This window comes from Dyella sp. Tek66A03 (assembly GCF_052567735.1).
This window is the reverse complement of record NZ_CP199584.1, coordinates 2317384-2342103: the sequence shown is the minus strand read 5'-3', so window position 1 is coordinate 2342103 and position 24720 is coordinate 2317384. Positions and strand designations below refer to the sequence as shown.

General features: G+C 60.5%; 21 protein-coding genes and 2 pseudogenes. 6 read left to right on the top strand and 17 right to left on the bottom strand.

The genetic code is table 11. The features are described from left to right. Positions 1 to 183: 183 nt before the first annotated feature. The 4 genes from ACT01B_RS10280 to ACT01B_RS10265 form a co-directional block, all read right to left on the bottom strand. Positions 184 to 1908: an ATP-dependent nuclease gene (locus ACT01B_RS10280; protein ID WP_445147251.1), complete on the bottom strand. Its 1725-nt coding sequence runs from the start codon at positions 1906 to 1908 to the stop codon at positions 184 to 186. 88 nt (positions 1909 to 1996) lie between these two features. Continuing rightward, positions 1997 to 3031: a ligand-binding sensor domain-containing protein gene (locus ACT01B_RS10275; RefSeq protein WP_445147250.1), complete on the bottom strand. Its 1035-nt coding sequence runs from the start codon at positions 3029 to 3031 to the stop codon at positions 1997 to 1999. A gap of 749 nt (positions 3032 to 3780) precedes the next feature. Further along, the gene (locus ACT01B_RS10270; protein ID WP_445147249.1) at positions 3781 to 4194 is read right to left on the bottom strand and encodes a hypothetical protein; all 414 of its coding nucleotides are present in this window, start codon (positions 4192 to 4194) and stop codon (positions 3781 to 3783) included. Then, entirely contained in the window at positions 4191 to 8807 is a 4617-nt protein-coding gene (locus tag ACT01B_RS10265) for an RHS repeat-associated core domain-containing protein (RefSeq protein ID WP_445147248.1), read from the bottom strand. Before ACT01B_RS10265 ends, ACT01B_RS10270 begins: the two co-directional genes overlap by 4 nt. A 587-nt stretch (positions 8808 to 9394) precedes the next feature. On the opposite strand from ACT01B_RS10265, the gene ACT01B_RS10260 reads away from it, so the two are divergent. Both ACT01B_RS10260 and ACT01B_RS10255 read left to right on the top strand, forming a co-directional pair. Then, positions 9395 to 9655 (top strand): dienelactone hydrolase family protein, encoded by a 261-nt coding sequence (locus ACT01B_RS10260; protein ID WP_445147247.1) that lies wholly within the window; start codon positions 9395 to 9397, stop codon positions 9653 to 9655. Then, entirely contained in the window at positions 9618 to 10076 is a 459-nt protein-coding gene (locus ACT01B_RS10255; RefSeq protein WP_445147246.1) for a dienelactone hydrolase family protein, read from the top strand. Before ACT01B_RS10260 ends, ACT01B_RS10255 begins: the two co-directional genes overlap by 38 nt. 290 nt (positions 10077 to 10366) lie before the next feature. Here the strand turns inward: ACT01B_RS10255 and ACT01B_RS10250 are convergent. Beyond that, positions 10367 to 10852, bottom strand: a pseudogene (locus ACT01B_RS10250) (transposase); the annotation flags it as partial. Positions 10853 to 11097: 245 nt separating this feature from the next. Between ACT01B_RS10250 and ACT01B_RS10245 the strand changes: the two are divergent. The 3 genes from ACT01B_RS10245 (at position 11098) to ACT01B_RS10235 (ending at position 12812) form a co-directional block, all read left to right on the top strand. Then, the gene (locus ACT01B_RS10245) at positions 11098 to 11568 is read left to right on the top strand and encodes an Hsp20 family protein (protein WP_445147245.1); all 471 of its coding nucleotides are present in this window, start codon (positions 11098 to 11100) and stop codon (positions 11566 to 11568) included. A gap of 125 nt (positions 11569 to 11693) precedes the next feature. Next, positions 11694 to 12179 carry an Hsp20/alpha crystallin family protein gene (locus tag ACT01B_RS10240; RefSeq protein ID WP_445147244.1) on the top strand — a complete coding sequence of 162 codons (486 nt, stop codon included), beginning with the start codon at positions 11694 to 11696 and terminating at the stop codon, positions 12177 to 12179. A 120-nt stretch (positions 12180 to 12299) separates the two neighbouring features. After that, positions 12300 to 12812, top strand: a complete 513-nt coding sequence (locus tag ACT01B_RS10235; protein ID WP_445147464.1) for an Hsp20/alpha crystallin family protein — start codon at positions 12300 to 12302, stop codon at positions 12810 to 12812. A gap of 428 nt (positions 12813 to 13240) precedes the next feature. On the opposite strand, the gene ACT01B_RS10230 is transcribed toward ACT01B_RS10235, so the two are convergent. From ACT01B_RS10230 to ACT01B_RS10185, 10 genes are all read right to left on the bottom strand, one after another. After that, positions 13241 to 13630, bottom strand: coding sequence for a hypothetical protein (locus ACT01B_RS10230; protein ID WP_445147243.1), 390 nt, complete (start codon positions 13628 to 13630; stop codon positions 13241 to 13243). 188 nt (positions 13631 to 13818) lie between these two features. After that, on the bottom strand, positions 13819 to 14481 hold the full coding sequence (locus ACT01B_RS10225; RefSeq protein WP_445147242.1) for a class I SAM-dependent methyltransferase: 663 nt from the start codon (positions 14479 to 14481) through the stop codon (positions 13819 to 13821). Between the two features lie 73 nt (positions 14482 to 14554). Beyond that, a complete protein-coding gene (locus tag ACT01B_RS10220; RefSeq protein ID WP_445147241.1) occupies positions 14555 to 15367 on the bottom strand; it encodes an alpha/beta fold hydrolase in 813 nt (270 codons plus the stop codon). A gap of 53 nt (positions 15368 to 15420) precedes the next feature. Next, positions 15421 to 15846, bottom strand: a complete 426-nt coding sequence (locus ACT01B_RS10215) for an organic hydroperoxide resistance protein (RefSeq protein WP_445147240.1) — start codon at positions 15844 to 15846, stop codon at positions 15421 to 15423. 214 nt (positions 15847 to 16060) lie between these two features. Beyond that, on the bottom strand, positions 16061 to 17689 hold the full coding sequence (locus ACT01B_RS10210) for an ABC-F family ATP-binding cassette domain-containing protein (RefSeq protein ID WP_445147239.1): 1629 nt from the start codon (positions 17687 to 17689) through the stop codon (positions 16061 to 16063). A 187-nt stretch (positions 17690 to 17876) separates the two neighbouring features. Then, positions 17877 to 18710 (bottom strand): oxidoreductase, encoded by an 834-nt coding sequence (locus ACT01B_RS10205; protein ID WP_445147238.1) that lies wholly within the window; start codon positions 18708 to 18710, stop codon positions 17877 to 17879. Positions 18711 to 18745: 35 nt separating this feature from the next. Further along, on the bottom strand, positions 18746 to 19252 hold the full coding sequence (locus ACT01B_RS10200; protein WP_445147237.1) for a cytochrome P460 family protein: 507 nt from the start codon (positions 19250 to 19252) through the stop codon (positions 18746 to 18748). 24 nt (positions 19253 to 19276) lie between these two features. Next, a complete protein-coding gene (locus ACT01B_RS10195; protein ID WP_445147236.1) occupies positions 19277 to 20338 on the bottom strand; it encodes an alpha/beta fold hydrolase in 1062 nt (353 codons plus the stop codon). Positions 20339 to 20420: 82 nt separating this feature from the next. Next, positions 20421 to 21026 carry a DUF308 domain-containing protein gene (locus ACT01B_RS10190; protein ID WP_445147235.1) on the bottom strand — a complete coding sequence of 202 codons (606 nt, stop codon included), beginning with the start codon at positions 21024 to 21026 and terminating at the stop codon, positions 20421 to 20423. 61 nt (positions 21027 to 21087) lie between these two features. Further along, a complete protein-coding gene (locus ACT01B_RS10185) occupies positions 21088 to 22452 on the bottom strand; it encodes an epoxide hydrolase family protein (protein ID WP_445147234.1) in 1365 nt (454 codons plus the stop codon). Positions 22453 to 22578: 126 nt separating this feature from the next. On the opposite strand from ACT01B_RS10185, the pseudogene ACT01B_RS10180 reads away from it, so the two are divergent. Beyond that, positions 22579 to 23172 (top strand): annotated as a pseudogene (locus tag ACT01B_RS10180) (thiamine pyrophosphate-dependent enzyme); the annotation flags it as partial. Between the two features lie 261 nt (positions 23173 to 23433). Here the strand turns inward: ACT01B_RS10180 and ACT01B_RS10175 are convergent. Beyond that, a complete protein-coding gene (locus tag ACT01B_RS10175; RefSeq protein ID WP_445147233.1) occupies positions 23434 to 24267 on the bottom strand; it encodes an alpha/beta fold hydrolase in 834 nt (277 codons plus the stop codon). A 22-nt stretch (positions 24268 to 24289) separates the two neighbouring features. Further along, positions 24290 to 24667, bottom strand: coding sequence for a hypothetical protein (locus tag ACT01B_RS10170; RefSeq protein WP_445147232.1), 378 nt, complete (start codon positions 24665 to 24667; stop codon positions 24290 to 24292). Positions 24668 to 24720 lie beyond the last annotated feature (53 nt).

Genomic DNA, 24720 nt, shown 5'->3' with positions numbered 1-24720 from the left:
CGCAGAACGCGAAACTCTTTCTCCGCTGGGTCAATGAGCCCTCTATTGGTACCGGTCCGCGCAAGCCATTGGATAACTCCCCTCAACTCCAGCTCGTCTACTTGCGAGCCCATTAAAAGAGGCGTCGCGGGAATCTATACCTGGCCCACCTTGGCCCGTAAACGCAACCCATGCGTCGACGTCTTACACGGGCCGAGCGCGACCCCATATCCCGGAAACAAAGTCCCGGGCGTCCTGGAGTTCCGGGTCGGTCTCCAGAATTCGCTCTTCTAAAACCTTGGCTACGAACCCGGGGCCATGACCGCCTTCGATGCTACGGCAGAAGCCTTCCAGCTCACCCACCGGGACGATCCAAAGACCGACGTGCGAGCACGCCTTCACTAGCTCATCGAAACGAGCAATTGCCTGCCCGGGGGGCAGCGCTGATCGACCAGCCCGCTTCACGTCATCCCACGGGGAAACCATCTTGAATATGGCCTTGATTCCGCTTTCCACCTTCTTTGGAAACTCGCCAACCCCTCCGGCACCTTCCAACTGCTTTGCAACGAGACTCTTAATCTGCTCCGAATTTAGTGGGGGACGCCTTTCTTCGACCGACGTTTTGATGGTCCTAAACTGTTTTTCCACCAACGCCCAATCCCCGCCGAGCTTTTCAAAGAGTTCCTTAAACGTATTCTGCTCCCTAAGGAGGTCGATATCGGCGATCACTGAAACGGGCACGTCCAACTCGCGAAGAGTCTCAGCAAGCTGCGCCATCCGGTGTTTTCCGGAAGCGTGAATAAATAGTACATCCGCCCTCCGATCACCTGAAATGCATTTTGTGTTCAACAACGAACTGTAAAATAAGCAGTCAGCGTCAGACTCACAAATTATTACATGCTGATAGAAGATCCCGTTGAATACTCCGGAATATTGAGCAAGCGTGTCTTTGGCGACAGCAGCCGTCTTTTCCTTACTTAACTCCCTGACTCGATTATTAGATCCGTCGCGCTGAATGCGAACTATCCGCACCTTATTTGCGCCACCCGCGATGAGTCCATCTAGAATGTCTGTGCTATGCGTTGCAATAAAGAGCTGAGACTTCGCTCGTCGCTCTTTAGCAATGAACTCCCCGATCAAGCGGGCTTGCGGTGGATGCAAGAAGGCCTCCGGCTCGTCCAGAAACTGGATTGAATGGTGGTCTGCCACCAGCGCGAACAGTAGAACCGAAACAAAGCTACGCATGCCGTCGCCTTGCTGATCCAGCGGAACAGATGACGCTTGGAGTCTTTCTACGAACGATCGTGAAAGTTCGTCCTCGCCAGGGAGAAGCTCCGGCTTTTTTCCAACATAGAGAGGGAAGTTTCCGCCTCCGGCTCGGAATACCGTCAAGTCTTCGCCAAAAGCATGGAGAAACAAGTTGCTCATCTTCGCGGCCAATTTATCATCCATCAACAGGGAATGAATAGGATGAGATGGAGGTTGATGATAGAGAGCAATTGAGGGGGCGGCGCTGGAAGATGCGATCCTCAACTCCGTGGCAAGTCTGGTGCAAAAAAAACCAGCTATAAGGTGACGATTGGCATCGTCATCAAAATAGTGTAAATGCGTATTATGAATATTGTATCCAATTCCGCCATAACTATGGCTTCCAACGTCACCAGTTCGCTGCGCATGTTTTTCGAGATATTCGAGGAACTCCTTTTGGGTTCCCTTTCTACGCAGGGTTGTATTCTTTATGACCTGGTGCGATCCATTACTTCCGACAGCTGCCTGCAACTCCCGTAGAGCGGCGCTCTTTCCGGCATTATTAGGTCCGACGAAAACAACAATTTCGTCGTCTTCAAGCGCGAGGGTATTTTGATTAGAGAAAGTGATTGAGGCGAACGAAATTGTGGGTTTTACGTTCTCAGGATTTGAAATCGACACAAAGTTCCTTTTGATTTTCGTTCAACAATTACTTGCCCTGGGGCGACATGGCGGTACTTGGGCCGCTCGCTAATGTGACCGCAGGATATCAGGCGGCCAACCGGTGTTCGTAATAAGGGCGTGCCCGATCGTCGAGGATCGCGTACAGCGCGGTAAGATCGCCCGGAAGTGGGCGGAGCCACGCATCTACGTATTGCGGCTTGATGGGAACGATGCAGCGGTCATGGCCAGCAGCAAGCACTTCGGGTGGCGGCTCATCGGTGATCGCGGCGAATGAGAAAAGATCGGTCATGCCGCCGCGGACATCCGGCGTGCCTTCCTCTGTCTTCAATGCCGCTACGCTGCTGTCCTCGGGAAATTGGGTGCCTTTGGGAACGCTGCAAATGCGGTTGCTGCACTGAATCGACCAGAGGGACCCATCGCCGTTGAACTCTGAGAGATGTCCATTCTTTGGCTCGTCGTTCGAACCGTGATGCCGCAACGGATGACGTCCGGCCGATGGAATCTGTTTGATCTGACCGTCAGACGAAATGATATAGAGATCACCCTCAGGAGAGGGCACGAAGTCCCCGCCGTCTGCCAGTTCAATCCCAGTGCTTTCAACCACGGATGCGCCAGCTCCAAAGTGATAAACACGGCTACTCGTCGCGATCCATAGAGAGCCATCCACATCGGCATACAAGTTGTCTAAGGGTTCAGCCTGCCGTATTCCTAGAGCCACTCCGACGTTACGCCATGTTTTTCCGTCGAGCCAAAACAGTCCGGATGAGCAGGCCGCCCACATCGTGCCGCCCGTATCGCGCGCAATAATACTGACGTTGCCCATATCGGTCTCTGCGCCGAAGAGCTCCCAGCGACCATCATGCAATCGGGCAGTACGGCCGCCTTGCACACCGATCCAGAGATTACCGTCGGCTCCGGCGAAGGTTACGGATACGCCGCCCTTGGCCTCTCTAGGAAAGTCGGGACTATTGGAGACGCTTTCGAATGTCTTCCCGTCGAAGCGATATAAGCCGTCCGTCGCTGCAAGCCAGAGCCAGCCATCGGCTGTCTGGGAAATGGTACGAACGACAGAAGGAGCTCCATCCGCCGTGGTCCAAGTAGTGACGTAGTAATCCGCCATGCGGCGTTCGAGTGCCGCGCTCACTGGTGCGTAAAGCACGCCAGACAATAGAATCAGAAGGTAGAAGAGCCCGCAAATCAATGGCTTCCAAGGCATAGATGGACCAGTATCAAGGCTGCAGTGAATATGCCGCAAACCGATCCAATCTGGAAGAGCGACTGATTGCACAGCGCCGAAACCTCCTTTATGGGGGCTTAGCAACCGACTGCCGATACACCAACAACCGGCAACAAGTATCTCTTGTCGAGATCAGGGGCATTTAGGAGGCCGCGAAGGGCCTTCGGCGCGGCGCCAGTTGCTGCTCCGGATCGAGATCAGCCCTTCCCTACCCGCGATAACACTAACTAATCGCGCTGCCCCTCCACCTCCGGCCCTAGCCAGTCGGTTGACAACGTTAGCATCCGCGAAGGGCTGGAACGATGCAGCAGGGTTGGGCTGCAAAACACCAGGAAATTGCTCACCAACGCCAGCAATCCTGAGCACAAACGCCGGTCGAACTGCACACAGGCGCCAAACTCGCCGCACACATGCGGCAGGCTGCACTGCAGCGCCAGCCTGACATGCATGACTACGTGTCGACTCCTCTCAGATCAGTGCCACGAATAACCAAAAGTCGCCGGGTTTGCCCGGAGAGGTCCAGTGATGAGTGGGTGAGCTCAATGGGGGCGACATCATCGACGCACGCTACCAAGGTGGTGGCCACAACCCGCGCCTCTTTTCCGGCTTTGTCGATAACATTGCGAAACGTGTTACTTAGCCCGCTCGATCGACTGAACTTCGATGCCAACTGGCTTACAAGATCCTAAGTCAACCTCACCCGGTGGCGCCGGATCTACTATTCGCCCCTTAATTTCAACCGTCGCTGCATCGAACTCCTGTGCCCGTTTAATCAGGGCATTATCTGATCGTCTTATGAGAACGGGAAGACAAAGAGACTCAGGCGTATTGCTAGGATCAGTTCCCACGGGAAACAAATTTCTGTTTTCGCCAGCCCAGCGTAAAAGTCCCGTGACGCTGAGTTGCTGTCCGAGCATCGGCCTTGGGTCTCGAAAAATCTGAGGCACTGGATTCTTTGCTGCCTCAGTCTCGTCGGCTGCTACACCTGAACCCCATGCCATCGCGATGGTGACCACGAACACCAGGCTCGCTAGGTTCATCGTCATGGCGTCGCACCTGGATGCTGGAATCCATTCACTGCTGACTGTGCCGCTTTCCGCTGCTTATCATCGAGGCGGCCTTTCAGTGCCCGGTATTGAAATTGTCCGTTCACCTGTTCCAGGACACCGGCAAAACCGTTTTGGACTATGTAATTCGGGAATCCCTGATTTACGTAACCGTCATCTCCGAATCCAGGGTAAGGGCCGTAGTATTTGTTGTTTGGATGCGAGTGGCAGATTGCCTTCAATTTTGCGACCTCACTTGGCGCCCAATGCAGATGCCCCACGTATCCCTTAGATGTCGACTCTCCCGAACCTTGGACGCGGCCAAAGCTATTGTCGAGATGGATATCACCGTAATTCTCATCGGTTGTAGATGTATCGAGCTGGTACATGTTTTGCAGAAAGGCTGCATCAGAGCCGTCGTCGCCTTGCACTGTCTTATCGCCATCGGTATCCGAATTGTAGTTGGTGGCGTCTACGCACTTGCCTGTTGACTTCAAGGCTGTGGGACAGGCCAAACCGAGCAGATCGTAACTGTCTAGCGGGCCGCCACCCACATAACCATAGGTGCTCATTCCGCCACCGAGACCAATGGGATCACTCTGTACGTATCGCCCAGTCGCAGCTTCGAAGTCCCGATTGACATTGTATGCAAGGCCGCTTTCGGCGTCGTAATACTGACCGGGGAATCGGAGGTTCAACGAGTAACCGGTCGCTGACGTGGGTTGCTGTTCGCCCAACGGATTGCTCTGATACGCGAACTGCCACTGTGCGACTCCGGTGCTATTGGCGACAGCGCGCGGCGTGTTGAGTCCATCCGCGTATACGTAATTCACCGTGCTAATAGTGCCTTGCGTGTCGACCACCGCGACAGGCAGGTTGTCGAGCCAGACATAGTCGCGCGTGCTTGTCCCGTACTCACCAAGCAGCCGGCTGTTCTCATCATAGACGTAGCGAACATTAAGCGTTTGCGGAAACGTTGCCGACTTAGCCACGCGCTGGCCAAGGGCATTGTAGGTATACGTGCCCACGGTGCTGCCGTTGAGCTGCGCTACCGTCATGCGATTGCGGCCGTTGTATCCGAAGCCATACGTGTTGCCACCGACCACACTGCCGGTCGTGTTGCCGTTCGCGTCATAGGTGCGCGCGGCGTTGCCGATGCTGGTCAACCAGTGCGTGCCGCTCTGGTAACTGTAAGCACCCGTCGCCAGACCGCTGGAAGTCTTACTGAGACGGTCACCCGTCTTGTTATAGGTATACGCCTCGACGGTACCGCCACTGGCGTTGTTGACCCCGGTGAGACGGTAAAGCGGGTCGTAGATGTAGTTCTCCGTGGCGGGGTTAGCCCCGGGCGAAGCACCCAACGCCGTGATGTCGCCCATCGCGTCGCGAGCGAGGTGCAGATTGAATGCAGGACTCACGATATCCGTGAACGCATAGTTGGCGTCATAGGTTCGCGTGAGCGTCTGTCCGTTGCCCAGGGTGTAGCCGGCGATCGGACCAAACGGTAGATAGCTGACGGCACTCACTGCTGTCTGGCCGGAGCCTCCCGAAGGCGTGACAGTCACTGCGCTGATGCGGCCATCCGCATCGCGGCCGTACTGCGTCGCCGTCTGCGATGGGTTCACGATCGTGCTCAGCCGATCCGCCAACGTGTAGCTGTAGCTGGTGGCGTCAGCCTGGGTGCCTTGAGTCTGCTGTTTTCGGATGACATTGCCACGCAAGTCGTAGCAGTACACCGTGGTCACTGCATTTTCGATGACCCGGGTCAGACGGCCGACCGGATATGAGCTGCTGCAGCCGGTGACGCTGTTGGATTCATCGTACGTGTAGCTCGCGTTGAGCGTGGTGTCGATGTAGGTCATGGCAGTGCGCCGGTTGAGCGCGTCATATGTCAGCGTGCTGACCACACTCTTGGCATCTGTCCGTTGGATAGGATTGCCGGCGGCGTCATAGAGTAAGGTCGTGGAGCCGGTATCGGGGCTGTGCACCGCCTTGGCGTTACTCAAGCCGTCATAGTCGTACGTCGTGCTGAGACTGGTCGGATCACTGACACCGTCGAGATTGTCTCTTTCATCGTAGGCGAAGACACTCTGAGTATTCTGAGTGGGCGTATCGGTGCCGTTGTAGTTATCGATGGTGCTGACCAGGCGGTTCAGTCCGTCATAGCCCAGTTTGCGCTGCACGCTCAGCGCATCGACGGAATGCACCAAGTTGTTGTTTCCGTCATAGCTGTCGCTATAGCTCGCATTGAAGACGGCATGGCTCAGACCATCGGTCACCTTGGTCAGCTGATCCAACGTACTAAAGGTGCGCGACAAGGACCGGCGTACCGTACTGCTGGTGTCGAACGTCTGCTCCTGCGTCTTGTTGCCGAGCGCATCGAGCGTGTAGTGAATATGGTTACCCAAGGCATCGGTGATATCCGTGAGCCGGTGGGCGGTGTCATAGGTGTAGGAGACGAACACGCCATCCGGATCGGTAATCTTGGTGACGTTGCCGACGGCGTCGTAACCGACCTGGGTCACCGCATCATTGGCGGAGGCGGAGCCGTCAGCGTTGGCGCGCACCATGCGGCTCAGGAGCCAGCCGCGCGGGTGATAGGTCAGGTCAGTGATGACGCCATTGGCATCCTTCTGGCGCACCACGCGACCGTTCTTGTCGTAGGCCACGTAGGTCATCACGTGACCGAGTGCATCGGTGACTTGGTAAAGGTCACCTGCCTGGTGACAGGAACCACCGGCCACACCGCAACCGGACGCATCCGAGGCGAGGTAATAGCTGTATTGCGTCAGGCTGGTCACGTCGGTACGGGGGCCTGTCACGCTGAGTAACAGCCCGACCTCCGGACATTGGGTGCCGTTGACCGTATCGCAGTAGGTGTAGATCCAGCGCCGAACACCCGCAGGCGGCGTGCCGGTGGCCGCGCAGGTGTAGCTGCCGGCCTGGGCGGGGTCGATATCGCATCGGGCAAGCGGCTGACCACGCGTATTGTCGACCCACACGGTTTTTGTCGTGGTCGCCCCCTGACCATTGGCCACCGTTCGCAATACAGGAACATGAAAGGCACTGTTCCACGTTGTTGCGACCGTACGCTGCTCGGATAAGCCGACGGCTTCGACACGTTGGTCTTCCAACCCACGCGCATCGAAGGTGAAATTCGTGGCATGACTATTGAAGTCGGTCGCCGTGGCGGGGAACCCGTTGGCATCGTAGGTCTGCGCCTTGGGCGGCTCCCCGCAGTAGCGGCAGGTGGTATCCAGGCCAGCCTGACGGGCCACGCCCAACGTCACGCTGAATCCGAACGTGCGTGCCTGCCCCAACGCATCCGTGACGGTCGTGGTGCCATTGCTGTTGAACAGCAATGCCGTGCGGTCGACGGTGCCGCCGGTGAAGGCGCCATGCACGCTCAGGTTGGCCCGACCAGCGGATGTGTAGCCCCAGCTGGCGTAGCGTGCAGTATTTTCATCGACGAGACCGGTCAAGGCATTCGGTTGACTGGCGCCGGACGTCTGACCGGTTTCGTTGTAGTAATAGGCGCGCGTCACGGTGCCGCTGCCGGTCGTAGGATAGACGGCCGTCGCGAGATTGTTGGCACTGTCGTAGGTGTAGGTGATGACCTGGCCAAGGCCATCCGTCAGCGTGCTCAATCGACCACTGGTGTCGTAACCAAAGGTCAGGCTGCGTCCCTGCGAGTCCGTCACCTTCTGCACCGGGTTGGCCGGATGGTTGGCAGCGGTGATATAGCTCAGGGTTTGCGTGAACCCACCCAGCGATGTGATCGAGATGAGACGACCTTCGTTGTCGTAGCTCTCGACATCGTCTGCCGGCGTTGTCAGCTGCCAACCGCTCGTCGTCGCCACGAGCCGCTCGCTGACATCGGCGTCCGCCTGCCACGTGCTACCGCTCAGCGAGAAGGTGAGCATGCGTCCGTCGGCACGATAGGCGCGAACGCGATCTATCGACCCACCGGGCGTGGAGGGATACGCGGTGAGATGGCTCGAATAGGTGTGCGACCAACCGATGCCCATGGGTACGGGAAGGTTTGCAACGATCGTGTTGTGGGAGTACGCGCGATCGAATCGCAATGGGTAGGGGCCCATGCCGACATAGTCGGTCTCCCGCTGGTACTTGTTGCCGCTAGCGGTGTGAATAGGATTGGTACCATTGCATGAGGTGCAACAATTGGCAGCACCGGCGGTGCATTTCGGCGAGCCGCATTGCCCTGTCTCCGAATCGCTGTAGCCGGAAATGTTGCAGGCGTCGGCACCACCAAACGGTCCGTAGACAAAGACGTCGACCAGCTCGAGTGTCACCCAGACATTGGCGTAAGTGCGCTCGATGTCCGCCACACACTCGTATTCGCCCAAGCCATCATCGCCACTGACCTGAAGTGCGCTGACGCGGTACTTCACGCTGGAGTTCGTCTCACTGGCCCGGTAGCCCTGGATACGGGACTCGATTTCGCCGGTGACGCAAGCTTCTTGCGACGTCCGGTAATGCGGTCGCGCCGTATTCTGGTTGGAGTCCAGGTAATAGGTTTCCGCGTGGACGGCGGAAGAAATAAGGAAAACCAACAGCACCAGAGCCCACTTCCTTACGGACTGCACACTCATACCGCCTCCAGCTATGGAGAAAGCCACCAGCGCGGTGGCAGCGACAAGACACGGCTAACGAGGAATGGGCCACCCTGCTCCCTGGTGGCGGCGGCAAGTTTCAACCCGGCCTTGCCGCAGAATCCGTGCGGTCGGTCGCAGTAATTTGTAAGCTCACGCTGTTTTCACGAACGCAAAATAATGCGGCCGAACCAAGCCGACTCGGTGCTCGCTGGCCAACGCGACACGCCACAAGGCAGCACGCTCTGGCACAAGGAATTTCACGGGATCACGCAAAAAAACGATTTGGTGTTGTTCTCCGAGTGAGAACGCAATGGAAGCAAACCCGCCACTGGGTGATTGATGTTGCTGCATGGCGATCGCACCGGTGCATGGAGGCCAAATATCGCATCCGCTCCAGCAAATTGATTGCACGGACTTGCCGAAATGGAAGATTCCTTCTCGAGTACTCATCGCGTTCCCGCCGGAGCGGCGCCCGTGGGTCATGAGGAATTTGGCAATTTGTGAGGTTTTGAACAAGAGTCCCGAGTCGGATTGGTCCGGAATAGGCTCATCCTTGCGTCCGCAGCAACCCTGGAGTAGCGAGAATGGGCCGGTACGTCAGCCTGGCAAGTGGCGATGGCATGTTCGACGCTTTTGTGTTGGTAGCAGACGAACAAACGCCAGCGGGCGCGCCTGTGATCATCGTTTTTCCTGCAGCGCATGGACTGGACAGTTATATTCACGAGGTCTGCCGCGATCTGTCCACCGAGGGCTTCATTGCTGTTGCTCCCGACCTATTCTGGCGCGAGCGTCATAACCCCCCTCGAAGTGCCGGCTCACGAACACACCTCAACGTTCGACCCTAACCTCAGCCTGCTCGATCTCGAGGAGGTCATCCGATACGCTCGAGGGATACCCGAATCCAACGGCAAAGTGGGCGTTGTTGGGTTCTGCGCCGGAGGTCTCATGGCTTTCCTTTCGGCCGCAAGGACTTGGATTGACGCGGCAGTGGCCTACTGCGGTGCCGGCACCGAGCCATTTCTGGAAGAACTCTCTCGGACTCACACACCATTGCTCGCCCACCTGGGAGATAGCGATGAAATCCTTCCCGACAGCACGCGTACCGCTCTTCAGCTTGCACTCGGTCAGGCTGACTCTGCTGATGTTGTCATCCACGCCGGCTGCAGCCACGCCTTCGCCCGACGCGGAAGCGAGAGCTTTAACGAAAGCGCCGCACAAGCAGCCTTTCAATCCAGCCGCCGCTTTCTTCATCGGCATTTGAGATAGCCCTGGCCTCGCGCGTTCGCCCTATACCTCGGCAGGATCAGCCAAGATTCGATTGGGTGACCCTTGGTGCACGCCCCGAGGCGGAGTTGCTCCGTACCGACGATAACGTCTGCTAATCACCGTGCCCCGGCACTCGTCGGTGGCTGAGCAATAGTTGGCGAGCCTGCTTTGGGTCAAGACGAACGCTGAGCTTTGAAGCGTGGGCCGAACGATTCCAGCGATGTGTTGCATTGACCGGTTGAAGTCGCATTCGAAAGCAGACCTTTCTATAAACCCATACGCGTCTACACGTACACGCGGCGCGCACCGTAGACACCGCCGCTGGCATCGTACGAATCGCGAATCAGGCCAAGTAGCCGTCGGTCCTCGATAGCGCGATCGGACTCGGGTTTGTCCGGCCACCGATAGAAGCCGCCGCGCGTCACTTCCAGCATCCGACACATCGGCGCCACGCGAAACACATGGCGGTGGTCGTTGATGAAGTGGTACTTCACTCGGGTTCTTTGGCGAAGTACCGTGCGGCCTTCTTTTAAAATGTCGCGCTCCTCTTCCACGCGACGCAGTTAAGCACGCGGGCGCAGAATCTCGCTCTTCGCGTCGGTCAACTCAGTGGCCTGTTGCTCGGTCTTGCCGGGCTTCACCGACTTGACCCATTGATACAAGCTGTGGGTCGACGCGCCGTGACGGGCGGCCACTTCAGCCACCGAGTCGCCACGGCCGACCACTTGTCGGACCGCTTCTTCTTTGAATTCTGGGGTAAACCGCTGACTGCTCATGGGGCTTCCTCCTATGCTCAAATCATAGGCTGGAAGTGCCGTCATCTCCGGGGCAGTCCAATTTTTTTGTGCTCATGGACGGCAGCAACCACGCATTTAGATGGCTAAATAAATGCTGAATGCGTGGGCTTGAAAACTGCTTTTAGGTGCATACAATTTCGATCGCTGGACGCTTCGGGTCCAGCTTGCCACGACCCTAGCGGCGCGGCGAATAGTCCCTTTTCCATGTTGCTCTTACTGAGGATATGGCCATGCGCACTGTTCTTGATTTTTCACCCCTCCATCGTTCAAGCATCGGCTTTGAACGAATTTTCGGTCTGCTTGAAGCCGCCCAGACCCAGCCGTCTGACAACTGGCCGCCCTTCGACACCATGAAGCTCTCCGAGGACCGCTACCAGATCACGATGGCGGTGGCCGGTTTCAAGCGCGACGAGATCGATATCTCCCTGCAGGAGAACCTGCTGGTCATCAAGGGCGAACGCAAAATCAACGTGGACGGCGAATACCTGCATCGGGGCATCGCCTACCGTCCGTTTATCCGCCGCTTTGAACTGGCCGAACACGTCCAGGTCAGCGATGCCCAACTCGCCGACGGCCTGTTGAACGTCAGCCTCAAGCGTGAATTACCCGAGGCGATGAAGCCACGCCGGATCGAGATCAGCACCGACGACGCGGTGCGGACAAAAGTACGGCAGATCTGGCAGGCCACCGCTTAACCTATCCACCCCCGTTCCGCTTTGCATGACGTGATGCGGCGTAGGTGTGCACTTTTTCGCCTGCGCGAACCCCTGTCATTTCGCGCAGGCTTTTTTGAACACACGCTGTCACGGAGGTCTTTGCCATGAACAGCAAATTGATGCGTACGTCTGAATGGCCGGGCCAAGCACTGACGCGAGATCCGATCCAGCAGTTGTTCGACCGGGTCTTCGAAGGCGGCCTGTTCCAGAACGCCTCGGCCGATGATTCGTCGGTGGTCACCAGCCAATGGGCTCCCCGCGTCGACATCAAGGAAGAGGCGCACCGGTTTGTCCTGTATGCAGATATTCCGGGCGTCGAAATGGATGCGATCGAGGTGCAGATGGATAAAGGCATGCTCACCATCAAAGGAGAGCGCAAGGCCGAGATCGAACAGGGCACCGAGCAATTCACGCGCATCGAGCGCCAATATGGCGCGTTTCACCGGCGCTTCGCCCTACCCGACAGCGCCAACCCGGAGGCCATCACCGCCTCGGGACACAATGGTGTGCTGCAGATCATCATCCCAAAGCGTCCTGAAACCACCCCTCGCCGTATCCGGGTGAGCAAGACGGGGGCCGGCGAACACTGACACTGATGTGCCGGACGCTCGCTATGCCACCTGACGGATGGGCGCATATGAACCACGCCCATCCGGTCGATTGCGTTCAACGCTCTTGTTCCTGGAGATCCTGCCATGACAGACAAAACTATGCGTCCGTCTGATTGGCCTGACCGTATGGGGCCCCAAGACCCGGTCAAACAACTCTTCGACCGGGTGTTTGAGAGGCGCCCAGCCCGCCATGCCTCAAGCGATGACCCCACGGCCGTCACTCGCCAGTGGGTTCCCGCTGTGGATATCAAGGAAGAAGCGCACCGCTTCCTTGTCTACGTGGATGCGCCCGGCGTCGTGCCCCGTGCGGTCGAGGTATACATGGACCAAGGCACGCTGGTCATCAAAGGCGAGCGCAAGACCGAGTCCCAGGAAAACCGCGAATCGTTCACGCGTGTCGAGCGCCGGCACGGCGCTTTTCACCGATGTTTTGCCCTCCCCGCCAGCGCCGATCCCCACCGCATCACGGTCACGGCTCGCGATGGCATCCTGACCATCATTGTTCGTAAGCGCCCGGACCACGCGTCTCGTTACATCCAAATTGCGAAGGTGAGCGCGGACGAGCCGGCTTACGGAGCGACCCCGTTCGACGCACCGTGGCGGATGGCGTAAGGCGGCCCCTTCTGAAAAACATTGCCGTGCTTTCCGATCATCGCCGGACCTGCAGGCATGGCCGTTTGTGAACAGTGCCGTTACTTCAAGCCCGACACGATCAACCCTGAAGCAGGCATCGGGCAATGCTCCGCCAGTCCCAGCCACGGTGCGTTTTATCCGGCCGAGAAGCACCTCTGCCGTGACTTCCTGCCCAACGCTCTTAAACCCCCATGAAAACGGAGCGCCCAGGCGCGCCTCGAGTCCGCCCACCCGTTCTTCCAGCGCTCCAACCATGGCGGTGCGTCGCCCCTGTTATCCAGTCTGTCTTCGGCACTTCAATTGCGACCTCCCGCACGAAGGTATCGACGCTCCGTATGATGGACAAGGGGTCGTGGCTACTCGCAGGCCAGTCAACGAACGGTATTTGATCCATGGGCGGATCGAGCTCAGTCGCGCTTGCCGTCCCGAATAGAACTCAGGAAACGCAGTACGTCTTCGAACCGCCCCACTAACACGAGCTGGGCTGGCGTAAGGTTGTCCAGTTCCGCTATCGGGGTATGCAAGTACCAGCATGCCGTTTCGGCAGGATCGGCTTCGATCTGCATTGCTGCCTGGAGGACTGACCGAGCCTCGGGCGCTGAGCTGGAGTGGCTGTCGAAATCACCCTGGGCAGAATCCGGAACCGGCATATCGAACGATCTTGTCGCGATGGCTAGCGGAGTTCTCTCTTGCGCCGGGTCATCACTCTTGCAGAACGGCGATCGCCGTGGTTGGCGACTCACGTCAGGATCCGACGAAGTCGACTCGACCGGTGCACGATCAGCAGATGAAGCCATGGCAATTCTCCTGCAGTAAGGAAGCATATGCGACTGGCAAATCCAAAGGCATCACACCAGGAGCAAGTCTGAACATCGATGGCAAGATGACCTATTCAATGCACAGGCAATGCTGATCGCGACTGCATTGGGCAGCGAGCAGTTTCACCGAGCTAATCAGCGTGGATGGATTGCGGAAAGGTCACCATTCATGCCACAGGTTCGCGTGCCTCAAACAACGCCACTTTGCCTTCGACGCGTATATCCACCTTCGCGAAGTGGTGTTTAAGCGCAAGCGCGAGCCCCTCGCGCGTGTCGTGTTGGTTGCCGAAGATTCCCTTGCGGTTGTAGATAGCCATCAATTTGCGGCCGAAGGCATTGTGACCGGCCTCGTCGCCAAGGATGGTGGCCCCGTACAGCACGCCATCGGGCGCGAGGTGGGCTTTCAGATGGCCAAATACTTTACCCTTGTCGGTCATCGTGCCGGGCAGGCAATGCAGAAGATAGAACAAAGAGATGGAGTCCATATTCTTGCCGACCCGTCCCGGTAGCGGGTTCATCACGTCATGCCTCACCACCTGGGTGGAGCGGCGCATCACCCGTCGCTGTGCCGCGTGCAGGCTGACGGGGTTGAGATCCAGCAGGGTCAGGCGGGCAGACTGAGGAAGACTGGCCCTGGCCGGATAGAAGCCGGTGCCCACGCCCACATCCAGATGGCGATCTCCCAGGTGACGGCGAAAGAACGGCAGCAGCACCGCGCGGGTGGAGCACTGCCACGCGTAACGATTGGAAATGCCGAGCACCCACCAGTCGTACAGCTTGAGCACGAGGGGGGAATAGATGGCTGCGCCCTGGTCGGTGTCGTAGTTCACGAGGATTACCTGTAAGGATCAACGCTCAGGAGCCGGCAAGTTGTCGGCTCCTGCTCGAAACTGCATGGTCCGATTACTTCGCCTGCGCCGCCTGTTCGATCAGCGCTGCCACTTCCTCCGGGTGCGACACCATCACAACGTGCGACGCGCCCTTGATGACCACGGTCTGGCGCGAGTGGGCGCGCGTGGCCATGAAGGCCTGCGCCGCAGGCGGGATGTTGAGGTCCGCACTGCCATACACGAACCACGAGGGAATGGTCTTCCACGCTGCGGACGTGCTCGCCTCATGCAGCGCAGCGTCGGTAACGGGGCGCTGTCCAGCCGCCATTAACGACGCCTCCGAAGCGGAAACATCCGCGGCGAACTGGGCGTGGAACTTGTCCTGTTCGATGTACAGGTCCTTGCCGCCATCGGCCAGCTCCACCGGCGGAGCGAGTGCCGAGCCGAGCGAACTGCCCGGAAAACGTCCGGACAGTTCGGCTGCGTTCTCGCCCACTTCCGGCGCAAACGCCGCGACGTAGACCAATGCCTTGACGTTGTCCTGACCCGTCGCCGCCTCGCTGATCACCGGGCCGCCATAGGAGTGACCGACTAGCACCACCGGGCCATGGATCGACTTGAGCAGGCTGCTGATGGCCGCGGCATCCCCGTTGACGCTGCGCAATTCGTTGGCCGCCGCAATCACCATGTAGCCCTTGTCGCGCAGGCGCCGGATCACGCCATTCCAGCTGGACGAATCGGCAAAGGCACCGTGCACGAGTATCACGGTCGGCTTGGGCTCTGGAGATTTCTGCGCCGAGGCAACCGGCGGCATCGCTAGTGCGAAGACGCCCAGCGCCAGCCATCCGGCAAGCGTGGCGGAGAAACGTTTGGATAAGAATTTCATGATCTTCCTTCGGACAGGGGACAAGGGGCGCCAGACGAGCATGGCGCAAGTGGTCAAACCAGACTGATCGTCACTTCGATGTTGCCGCGCGTGGCATGCGAGTACGGACAGGCCTGATGCGCGCCATCGACCAGCTGCTGCGCCTGCGCGCGATCCAGCCCAGGTAGCGAAACCGACAGGGTCACGGCAAGTCCATATGCCGTGTCGTTCTCCGTGCGCCCGAGCGAGACGCTGGCATCCACTGCCGTATCCGCCGGCAGCTTGATCTTTTGCGCTGCGCCGACAATCTGCATCGCGCCCATGAAACAGGCCGAGTAGCCAACACCGAACAACTGCTCCGGGTTGGTGCCCGGCTTGCCGGAACCGGGTGGGCTGAGCTTGACACCGAGTGCGCCGTCGCTGGATCTGCCCGCGCCATCGCGTCCGCCGGTGGTGTGGGTATGCGCGGTGTACAAGACTTTTTCGAGCTTCCTGGCCATGTTGAATCCTCTTGCGGAATGGACTATTCGGACCCGCACCGCGAAAGTACGCGACGCGGATGACATGGAGGGAATCACACCAGAGCTGCCCGCTCGCCACCATTGCACGAAGGTGTCGACCGATACCAAAGCATCACTCCTGCGACAATCCGTCGGGAAACACGCCACCAGGAATTCAACGCGGGATGGAAGAGTACCGGCTTGAGGTCGTCAGTCAGCGCCGGATGTCTTCGACCAATTGGCCGTCCACCAGTTCGAGCCAGCGACGCATCTCGATTTCCGCCAGGAAAGCCGGGTCGTGGCTGACGACGACCAGCGCACCTTCGTACGCGCGCAGCGCCTGTGCCAGCAAGTCGACGCTGGGCAGATCTAGGTTGTTGGTCGGCTCATCCAGCAACAGCAGCTGCGGTGGCGGCGTGGCGTACAACACACAGGCCAGCACGGCACGCAGGCGCTCGCCACCGGACAGCACACCTGCGGGAAGATTCATGCGGTCGCCCTGGAACTGTAGTCGCGCGAGCAGGTTTGCGCGCTCCTGCGCCGGCATGTCGAGTGCGGCAAGCGCGAAGTTCTCGGCCACCGTGCGGGCGGGATCGAGCTGATCCAGCCGCTGCGACACATAGGCGACACGGCCCGCGCCATGTTTCACCCTGCCCTCGCAGGGCAGCGGCTCACCGGCGATCACGCGCAGCAAGGTACTTTTGCCCGCACCGTTGGCACCACGCAGGGCAATGCGCTGCGGGCCATGAATGGACAGCGTCAGACCGCGCGCACAAAACAGATCGCGTCCGCCCTGCTTCACACGCAAACCCTCCACGGAGAACAGCACGCGATCGGCCGGCACCCGCGTAGCCGGCAGCGAGAGATCCAGCGATGCAGTCTCGCTCAGCGCCTGTGTGGCATCGTGCAGGCGCGAGCGCACCTGCTGCACCCGCGCCGCATGGGTGGCATCCGTCTTTGCCGCGGAAGCCTGTGCCGCGCTCTTGCGATTGCCAGCGACGATCCGCGGCAAGCCGGCGTCGGCCAGGTTGCGCGAGGCATTGCCGGCCCGGCGCGCGGCGCGCTCGCGGGCCTGTTGCATCTCGCGTTTCTCGCGCTTCCATTCGCTGCGCAGGTTGCGTGCCTGTTGTTCGGCGGCGCGCTGCCCGGTTTCCACCGCCTCGCGATAGAACGCGAAGCCGCCGCCGTACAGTCGCAGCTCCGCCGACCTCAATTCGGCGATCTGATCCATCCGCTCGAGCAGTTCGCGATCATGGCTGGCCACCAGCAGGCAGCCCTGCCAATCCTGCAGCAACGCGTAGAGTCGCTGGCGCGCGGCGTGATCCAGGTTGTTGGTGGGCTCATCCAGCAGCAATACATCCGGTCGCCGCAGCAGTTGCGCGACCAGACCCAGCGACATTGCTTCGCCACCGCTGAAGGTGGACAGCTTGCGCTCCAACGCAACTTCAGCCAGACCCAGTCGTGCCAACGTGGCCATGCTGCGCTCGCGCAGATCCCAACCGCCATCGACCGCTTCGAAGTGCGCGGGATCGCCATCACCGGCGGCAATCGCATCCAGCGCATGCAGCCTGCTCGCGATGCCCAGCACCTCGGCCACCGTCGCCTCGCCGTCCAGCGGCAGGTTCTGCGGCAGGTAGCCCACGAGACCGTCGATCACCACCTGCCCGGACAGCGGCAACTGTTCGCCGGCCAGCAGTTTCAGCAAGCTGCTCTTGCCCGCGCCGTTGGGCGCGACCAGGCCGGTGCGAGCCGGACCCAGCGCGAAGGAAAGACCATCCAGCACCGGCGTGCCGTCGGGCCACGAGAAAACGAGATTGGAAACGCGAATGTATGCATGCGACATACGGGAATCTCCCATAGTGCGCGGCCGCCCTGGCGAACGCCGCGTGGAAACAGACGGAATGCGGGCTGTTCCGGTGACTCGGAACGCGCGTACTCCATGAGTGGCTATGGATGAATCACGTGGCTCACATGTGGATCGCGGTCTCCTGCAGGAACACGCATTCTATGACGTCGGCGCCTTCTGCGGGTTATGCCGCCGGAAAGTCCGTCGACGCACTCAACGCGCGCCATCGATCGAGCTCGTCCAGCTTCGCGCGATCGGCTTGCTCGATGGTCTGCAGCGCGTCGCTGCCCAGCGGCAGGCGAAATGGTGGCCGCTCCAGCGAGGCCAGCTTGAGGATCGCCTGCGCGGCGCGCGCCGGGTCGCCCGGCTGCTTGCCGTCATAGGCGCGTTGCGCCCGTGCGGTCGCGCCGACCACCGCGTCGTAGTCGGCGCGCCCCTCGTTCAACCGCGTCGATGCGCCGGCGAAGTCGGTGCGAAAGCCACCCGGTTCGACCACGCTGATGCGCACGCCGATCAGGGCCATTTCGCGCGCCAGCGATTCGGAAAATCCCTCGATCGCCCATTTGGCAGCGGAGTATGCTGCGCGTCCCGGCGCGCCGATCCGTCCACCGACCGACGAGAACTGGATGATGTGGCCGCTGCGCTGTTCGCGCATCAGCGGGATCGCGGCCTTGGTCATGATGATCGTGCCGAACAGGTTCGTGTCGATCTCGCGCCGAAAGTCTTCCAGCGTCGTGTCTTCCACCGAATCGACATTGCCGTAGCCGGCCACATTGGCCAACACGTCGAGTCCACCGAAATCATCCAGCGCCGTCGCCACGGCGCGGCTGGCTGCCACAGGGTCGGTCACGTCGAGCGCGACAAGCCGCACCGCGTCGGCATGACGCTGCTTCAATTCGACCAGCGTGGAAGGGTCACGCGCGGTGGCGACCAGCCGGTGACCGGCATCCAGCACCGCCTCGGCCAGCGCGCGACCGATGCCACGAGAGCTTCCCGTGATGAGCCAACGTTGTGACATGGGTTTTCTCCTGATGGATTCTGCTACTGAACAGTTCACTTCGCGTAGCGGGTGAACACCAGATCGTGGTTCTTCACCTGCGCCTGGTGGCAGGCAAGGCAGGTTTGGTGCTGCGCTTCGTCGGTGGGCTTGCCGTTGATGAAGCGGCCGAAGCCCCAGCCACCGCTCGCCGCGTATTTCCTGGAGTCCTTCACCATGAACTGCACCGTGGTGGCCACACCAGGAATGGAGGCAGGCCCGAACTCCGACGATGGCACGTGTTTCCACGCAAGTTTGGCCAGCACGGTGCCGTCCGGAAACGGCAGCGTGCCCTCGCGATACGCCTTCATTGCCACCGCATTGCCCAGCACCACGCGCAGCTCGTCCAGCGGCGCCGCTTCCTGGGCCGGCGCGATCATTTCCCAGTGCCGATAGCCCTCTGGAATGGTCACGCCGTAGATCGGCGCCGCCTTGTCACGGCTGCCATCCATGGCAATCCCTGTTGCCGCCAGCGCCATTGAGACGGCGGCGGTGAGAAACAGCACGAGCTGCATCGGCTTCATCGGATCACTCCCGTCTGACTGCGTTCAGAGCTTGTCCGCGTCGATCACCGCCTGGGTGAACGCCTGCGGTGCTTCCTGCGGCAGGTTGTGGCCGATGCCGCCGGTGATCAGGCGGTACTCGTACTTGCCGGTGAAATGCTTGCGATAGGCCTCGGCCGGCGGATGCGGCGCACCGTTGGCATCGCCTTCCATGGTGATGGTCGGCACGCTGATCTCCGGGAATGCCGCGAGCTTGTTTTCCAGTGCGGCGTACTTTGCCTCTCCCTTGGCCAGGTCCAGCCGCCAGCGATAGTTGTGGATCACGATCGCGACGTGGTCCGGGTTGTCCATTGCCACGGCGCTGCGTTCGAAGGTGGCGTCGTCGAACTTCCACTGCGGCGAGGCCAGCTGCCAGATCAGTTTGGCAAAGTCATGGCGATTCTTTTCATAGCCGAGCCGGCCACGCTCGGTCGCGAAGTAGTACTGGTACCACCACTGCAACTCGGCCTTGGGTGGCAACGGCTGCGTGCCCGACTCCTGGCTGCCGATCAGGTAGCCGCTCACCGAAACCAGTGCCTTGACCCGCTGCGGCCACAGCGCCGCGACGATGTCAGCCGAGCGTGCGCCCCAGTCAAAGCCGGCCAGTTCGGCGCGCTCGATCTTCAGCGCGTCCATGAAGTCGATCACATCCTGCGCCAGCGCCGCGGGCTCGGCATTGCGCAGGGTCTTCGCCGACAGGAAGTGCGTGTCACCATAGCCACGCGCATAAGGCACCAGCACCCGGTAGCCTTTCGCGGCCAGCGCCGGCGCCACCTCGGCGAAGCTGTCGACGTCGTACGGCCAGCCGTGCAGCAGGATCACTACCGGGCCATTGGCCGGACCGAGCTCGGCATAGGCCACGTCGAGCACGCCGGCCTTGATGTGCTTGAGCGGACCCAATGTGGTGTGGGCAAGGACCGTGGCGCTCTGCGCTGGCGCAGGCTTGATGGCCTGCGCGTTGGCCGCGCCAAACACGCCGAGTGGCGCCATCGCCAGCGCAAGCACCGATGAACCGACGAAGCGGCGGCCGGTCGGCCGGAATGTTCCATTCAACACGTTCACGTTCATGAGGTATCTCCGTAACGGGCGCATCGCCCGCGGTTCGGGTTCAAGTGATGGAACGGGCGGCGCCTTTCGCCGCCTTCGACGATCAGTTCGCGGCAGGCCGCCACTGGCGCGAACGCCAGGCCAGCAACCCCGCCTGGACGATGAAGAACACGCCGCCACCGGTGGCGTAGACCGACAGCACCGCAAGCGACGGCTTGTCGCCAAAAGCCCGGATGCCATAAGAAATGCCGGCGAGGAACGACAAGCCACCGGCGATCAGCATCGGCCACTGCTTGCCCAGCTCGGACCCGCGCCGCCGCAAGCCGAGCACCAGCTGCGCCGCCCCGGCAATCGCGGCCCAAGCGCCGAAAACAGCTAGCGCCGCCGCCACGCCGAAGCTTCCCGCCGCACCCATCGCGATCGCAGCGACGGTACTCAGCACCGCATTGAACGCGGTGATCCGGCGCTCCGCATCGCGCGGCATGGTGCGGTAATCGATCAGCGACGACACCGCGTCGATCAGCGGATAGATCACCAGCAGCGTGATCGCCAGCGCATCGAGCGGGTCATGCACCTTGGCGAACGCTGCCGCCCACGCCACGGCCACCAGGCCACGGATCAAATAGAGCCGCAACAGCGAGGAACGGTTCGCCGGACGCAGGGACATCGGTGCGGCAAGGACGATAGGGTTCAACCTGGTGGTTGTCATGGTTTGCTCCATTGCGATGGAAAGGCCGACGTGCGCACGCGTCCCACGCCGGCCATGATCGTCAGCCGCCAGGTTGGTCCGTCACTTTCGCAGCGTCCTTGCGCAGCGGCCGGAACGCCTCACGCAATTCCTCGCTGAACTCCTGCGGCTGCTCCCAGGCAGCGAAGTGGCCGCCCTTGCCTGCTTCATGGAAGTAGTACAGCGACGGATACGCCTGCTTGGTCCAACTCTTCGGCGCTCGATAGATCTCGCCGGGAAACACCGTTACTGCCACCGGGACCTTGATGGTGGTGGTCTTCTGCGCCGCGGAACTAAAATTGTTGTTGTTGTTTTCCCAGTAGAAACGCGACGACGCAGCGCCGGTGTTGGTCACCCAGTACAGGGTCAGGTCGTCCAGGATCTGGTCGCGGCTGAGCACGCGCTCGGGGTGACCGTCGCTTTCGGTCCACGCGGCGATCTTCTCGTACGTCCACGCGGCCAAGCCGGCGGGCGAATCAGCGAGCGAGTAGCCGATGGTCTGCGGCCGGGTCACCATCATCGCGCCGTAGGCAGCATTGCGGCCGAAGAAGGTGCTCAGCTGGTTGTAGGCGCGGCGTTCGTCGGCAGAGAGATTGGCTGGTGCCGGCGCACCGGTATTGATCCCGGTCACCAGGTTCGCCGGGATCGTCGCCGGCATGTTGAGGTGGATACCGAGCAGCCCCTTCGGCGCCTGGCGTGCCAGCGCATCGAAAATGACCGAGCCATGGTCGCCGCCCTGCGACACGTAATGCGTGTAGCCCAGGCGCTTCATCAACACATCCCAGGCCTTCGCCACCCGATCGGGATTCCAGCCCAGCTCGGTCGGCTTGCCCGAGAAGCCGTAGCCGGGGATCGCTGGGATCACCACATCGAACGCATCTTCGGCATGCCCACCGTAGGCGACCGGATCAGTCAGCGGGCCGATCGTGTTGATGAACTCCAGCGGCGAACCCGGCCAGCCGTGGGTGAGGATCAGCGGCATCGCATGCGGCTCGCGCGAACGCACATGAATGAACTGGATGTCGACGCCATCAATCGTGGTGACGAACTCTGGCAGCGCGTTCAAGGTCTTTTCCACCTTGCGCCAGTCGTAGTCGTTGCCCCAGTACTTCAGCAGTGACTGCATGGTCGCCAGCGGTACGCCTTGCGAGGTGTCGTTCGCCGGCTCCTTGTCGGGCCAGCGGGTATCGGCGATGCGCTTGCGCAGATCGACCAGCTCGGATTCCGGCACATGGATCTTGAAGGGACGGATGCTCTCGTCGCTCTTGCCGGAAGTCGGTTCCGCACCGGCGACTGAAGCGGCCTGTGCGAAATGACAAGGCACCGACAAGGCGACCGCGCTGGCCATGGCAAAGAGCGAGACGGCAAATGAGGGTCGGCGGGACACTGCGGGGGACACTGAGGACATGACCGATCTCCGGGGAATGGGGGGTGGTGAGATGCCCAAGGGGCAACTCGCAGAACCGATCACACCAGAAGCCCCACGGCCGCGCGATTGCACGATGGTGTCGGTCAATACCTTGGTATCAATTGCTTCGCGCAAGACGAAGCGGGCCCGCGAAATCGCGCCGCGCGCCACCTGGCCATGAACGGCCAGCGCCGGCTGATGGGTTCGTTCGTGCACGGCTCCATGGCCAACGCGATGGCCCAGGCCCTCGGCGCACAGGCGACGTATCGCGACCGGCAAGTCATCTCGCTGTCCGGCGACGGCGGCTTCGCCATGCTGATGGGCGACTTCCTCACCCTGGCCCAACTCAAGCTGCCGGTGAAGGTCGTCGTGTTCAACAACTGCGCTCTCGGCTTCGTCGAACTGGAACAGAAATCCTCCGGCATCCTCAGCGTCGGCACCGACCTCACCAATCCCGACTTCGCCGCCATGGCCCGCGCCATCGGCATCCACGGCATCCGCTTGGAACGGCCAGATCGAATCCGCGACGGCATCGCCGAAGCCCTCGCCCACGACGGCCCCGTGCTGATCGACGCCGTGGTCAGCCGCAACGAACTGGCGATGCCACCGGCGATCACCGCGGAAATGGCGAAAGGGTTTTCGCTGTACATGCTGCGCGCGGTGATGAATGGGCGAGCGGATGAGATTGTGGAGTTGGCAGTGGGGAATTTCTGGCGGTGAGGTAGATCGGGAGATCGTGAAGTTCAGCGACCCTACCTTGGCAAGGCTATCGATCCTGTGGCCACCATCGGCCGCCAGAAGCGGCCGGTCGTGAGAGGCTGGGTCGAAAGTCCGCGCCAAGTCGATCGCTCACCAAGCCCTACCCCTCCTTCATCGCGTGATTGACGTGGATTGGGTGAGCCTGATCCCATTCGCGCAGAAACGGCTCCTCGCGTGGAGCAAGGCGCAGCTTGCGAAGCGGCCACACCCGGCATGGCGCCCTTACGGTTTGTGACTGTTGAGCCAGGCAACTACGTCTGTTGCCGCACCACCATCACTACCGGATGCCAGCACGGAGTAGTGGTCCTGGCCCGGATACAGGCGGAATTCGGCTGCCGTGCCCGCCGCCCTTGCGTTACGAACCGCCTGGGTCGTCACAGCCACCTTGATTGTCGGATCCTCGTCACCCTGAAGCAGGAGCATCGGACCCGGGGTCTTCCCGCGCGGCACACTCTGTGCGTCAAGCAAAGGCTGCAAGGCCAGTGCGGCCGCGGGCGTTTGCGGTGTGAACTGAAAGTCGTTGAGTTTGTCACCAAGATTCGCGGAGAAATCTTCCCAGATCTTCGAGGTGCAATCGTTTTCCGTCTTGGCCATCATTTTCAACGCTTGGGGGCCGAGGTAGTCCTCGTAACGCAAGTTCGGCGTCTGGGTCTTCAGTCCCTGCAGCGCCAACAGATAAAAGCCTCGATCAACGGGGCCCGGAGAACCGTAGTTGTAGGCTTGGCCGATATCGGTCAACGGCGCGAGGCCGACTGTGCCGCGGAAATCGAGGCCGCGGCCCCAGGAATCGGCAAGTTCTCCCGCAGCGATAGCCGCCTGACCACCCTGCGAATGGCCAACGGAGAACCAGGACGTCGATAGCGTCAGGTCGGCCTGGATGCCTGCCCGTACCGCATCAATGACGCCACGGCCTTCGCTATCGGCGATGATGTAGGGATGGACGCCCGGAGTGCCGAGACCCTCGTAGTCCGTGGCGACCACGGCGTAGCCGGCCTTGAGCAGCCGCGCCACGAAACCACCGTAGCCATAGAGATCGACCTCGCCGTTCTTGTTCAAATGAGTCGAGGGCGCGCAGCGATCACAGGTTCCGGATGAACCATGCGCCCAGGAGACCACCGGCCCCCCCCCCCTTCGGAGGCCTACCTTTCGGGACGAGGATGGCGCCGCTGACAACGATTGCGCTACCACCGAGCGAATAGGACTGGTAGGTGATTCTATTTGCCTTCGCAGCAACCGATGCCAAAACCGGATCGAGATCATCAATGGCTGTCGCGGAGATCAAGGTGCCCGAGTCGACTGGATTCGTCACTGCATGGACCTCACGTGCGGGCATCTCGCACACGGATAGCGCGACGGCCGGATCCGCTCCCATGGTGATTGCAGCAACGTGCGCTGCGACAGGGTCAGCTGACGTGGCGTTCATTGCTGCAGGTAACACGGTGTTTTTCAACTTCATGGTTGCTCTCCCTTTTTAACGATGATAGGCCTCCCGCATGTACTTGTTCCGGC

What these genes read in the sequence shown, in the direction of transcription:
- ACT01B_RS10275 (WP_445147250.1), bottom strand. Translation starts at nt 3,031, where the DNA reads ATGGCGGATTACTACGTCACTACTTGGACCACGGCGGATGGAGCTCCT.
- ACT01B_RS10270 (WP_445147249.1), bottom strand. Translation starts at nt 4,194, where the DNA reads ATGACGATGAACCTAGCGAGCCTGGTGTTCGTGGTCACCATCGCGATG.
- ACT01B_RS10265 (WP_445147248.1), bottom strand. Translation starts at nt 8,807, where the DNA reads ATGAGTGTGCAGTCCGTAAGGAAGTGGGCTCTGGTGCTGTTGGTTTTC.
- ACT01B_RS10260 (WP_445147247.1), top strand. Translation starts at nt 9,395, where the DNA reads ATGGGCCGGTACGTCAGCCTGGCAAGTGGCGATGGCATGTTCGACGCT.
- ACT01B_RS10245 (WP_445147245.1), top strand. Translation starts at nt 11,098, where the DNA reads ATGGCCATGCGCACTGTTCTTGATTTTTCACCCCTCCATCGTTCAAGC.
- ACT01B_RS10240 (WP_445147244.1), top strand. Translation starts at nt 11,694, where the DNA reads ATGAACAGCAAATTGATGCGTACGTCTGAATGGCCGGGCCAAGCACTG.
- ACT01B_RS10235 (WP_445147464.1), top strand. Translation starts at nt 12,300, where the DNA reads ATGCGTCCGTCTGATTGGCCTGACCGTATGGGGCCCCAAGACCCGGTC.
- ACT01B_RS10230 (WP_445147243.1), bottom strand. Translation starts at nt 13,630, where the DNA reads ATGGCTTCATCTGCTGATCGTGCACCGGTCGAGTCGACTTCGTCGGAT.
- ACT01B_RS10220 (WP_445147241.1), bottom strand. Translation starts at nt 15,367, where the DNA reads ATGAAATTCTTATCCAAACGTTTCTCCGCCACGCTTGCCGGATGGCTG.
- ACT01B_RS10215 (WP_445147240.1), bottom strand. Translation starts at nt 15,846, where the DNA reads ATGGCCAGGAAGCTCGAAAAAGTCTTGTACACCGCGCATACCCACACC.
- ACT01B_RS10210 (WP_445147239.1), bottom strand. Translation starts at nt 17,689, where the DNA reads ATGTCGCATGCATACATTCGCGTTTCCAATCTCGTTTTCTCGTGGCCC.
- ACT01B_RS10205 (WP_445147238.1), bottom strand. Translation starts at nt 18,710, where the DNA reads ATGTCACAACGTTGGCTCATCACGGGAAGCTCTCGTGGCATCGGTCGC.
- ACT01B_RS10200 (WP_445147237.1), bottom strand. Translation starts at nt 19,252, where the DNA reads ATGAAGCCGATGCAGCTCGTGCTGTTTCTCACCGCCGCCGTCTCAATG.
- ACT01B_RS10195 (WP_445147236.1), bottom strand. Translation starts at nt 20,338, where the DNA reads ATGAACGTGAACGTGTTGAATGGAACATTCCGGCCGACCGGCCGCCGC.
- ACT01B_RS10190 (WP_445147235.1), bottom strand. Translation starts at nt 21,026, where the DNA reads ATGACAACCACCAGGTTGAACCCTATCGTCCTTGCCGCACCGATGTCC.
- ACT01B_RS10185 (WP_445147234.1), bottom strand. Translation starts at nt 22,452, where the DNA reads ATGTCCTCAGTGTCCCCCGCAGTGTCCCGCCGACCCTCATTTGCCGTC.
- ACT01B_RS10170 (WP_445147232.1), bottom strand. Translation starts at nt 24,667, where the DNA reads ATGAAGTTGAAAAACACCGTGTTACCTGCAGCAATGAACGCCACGTCA.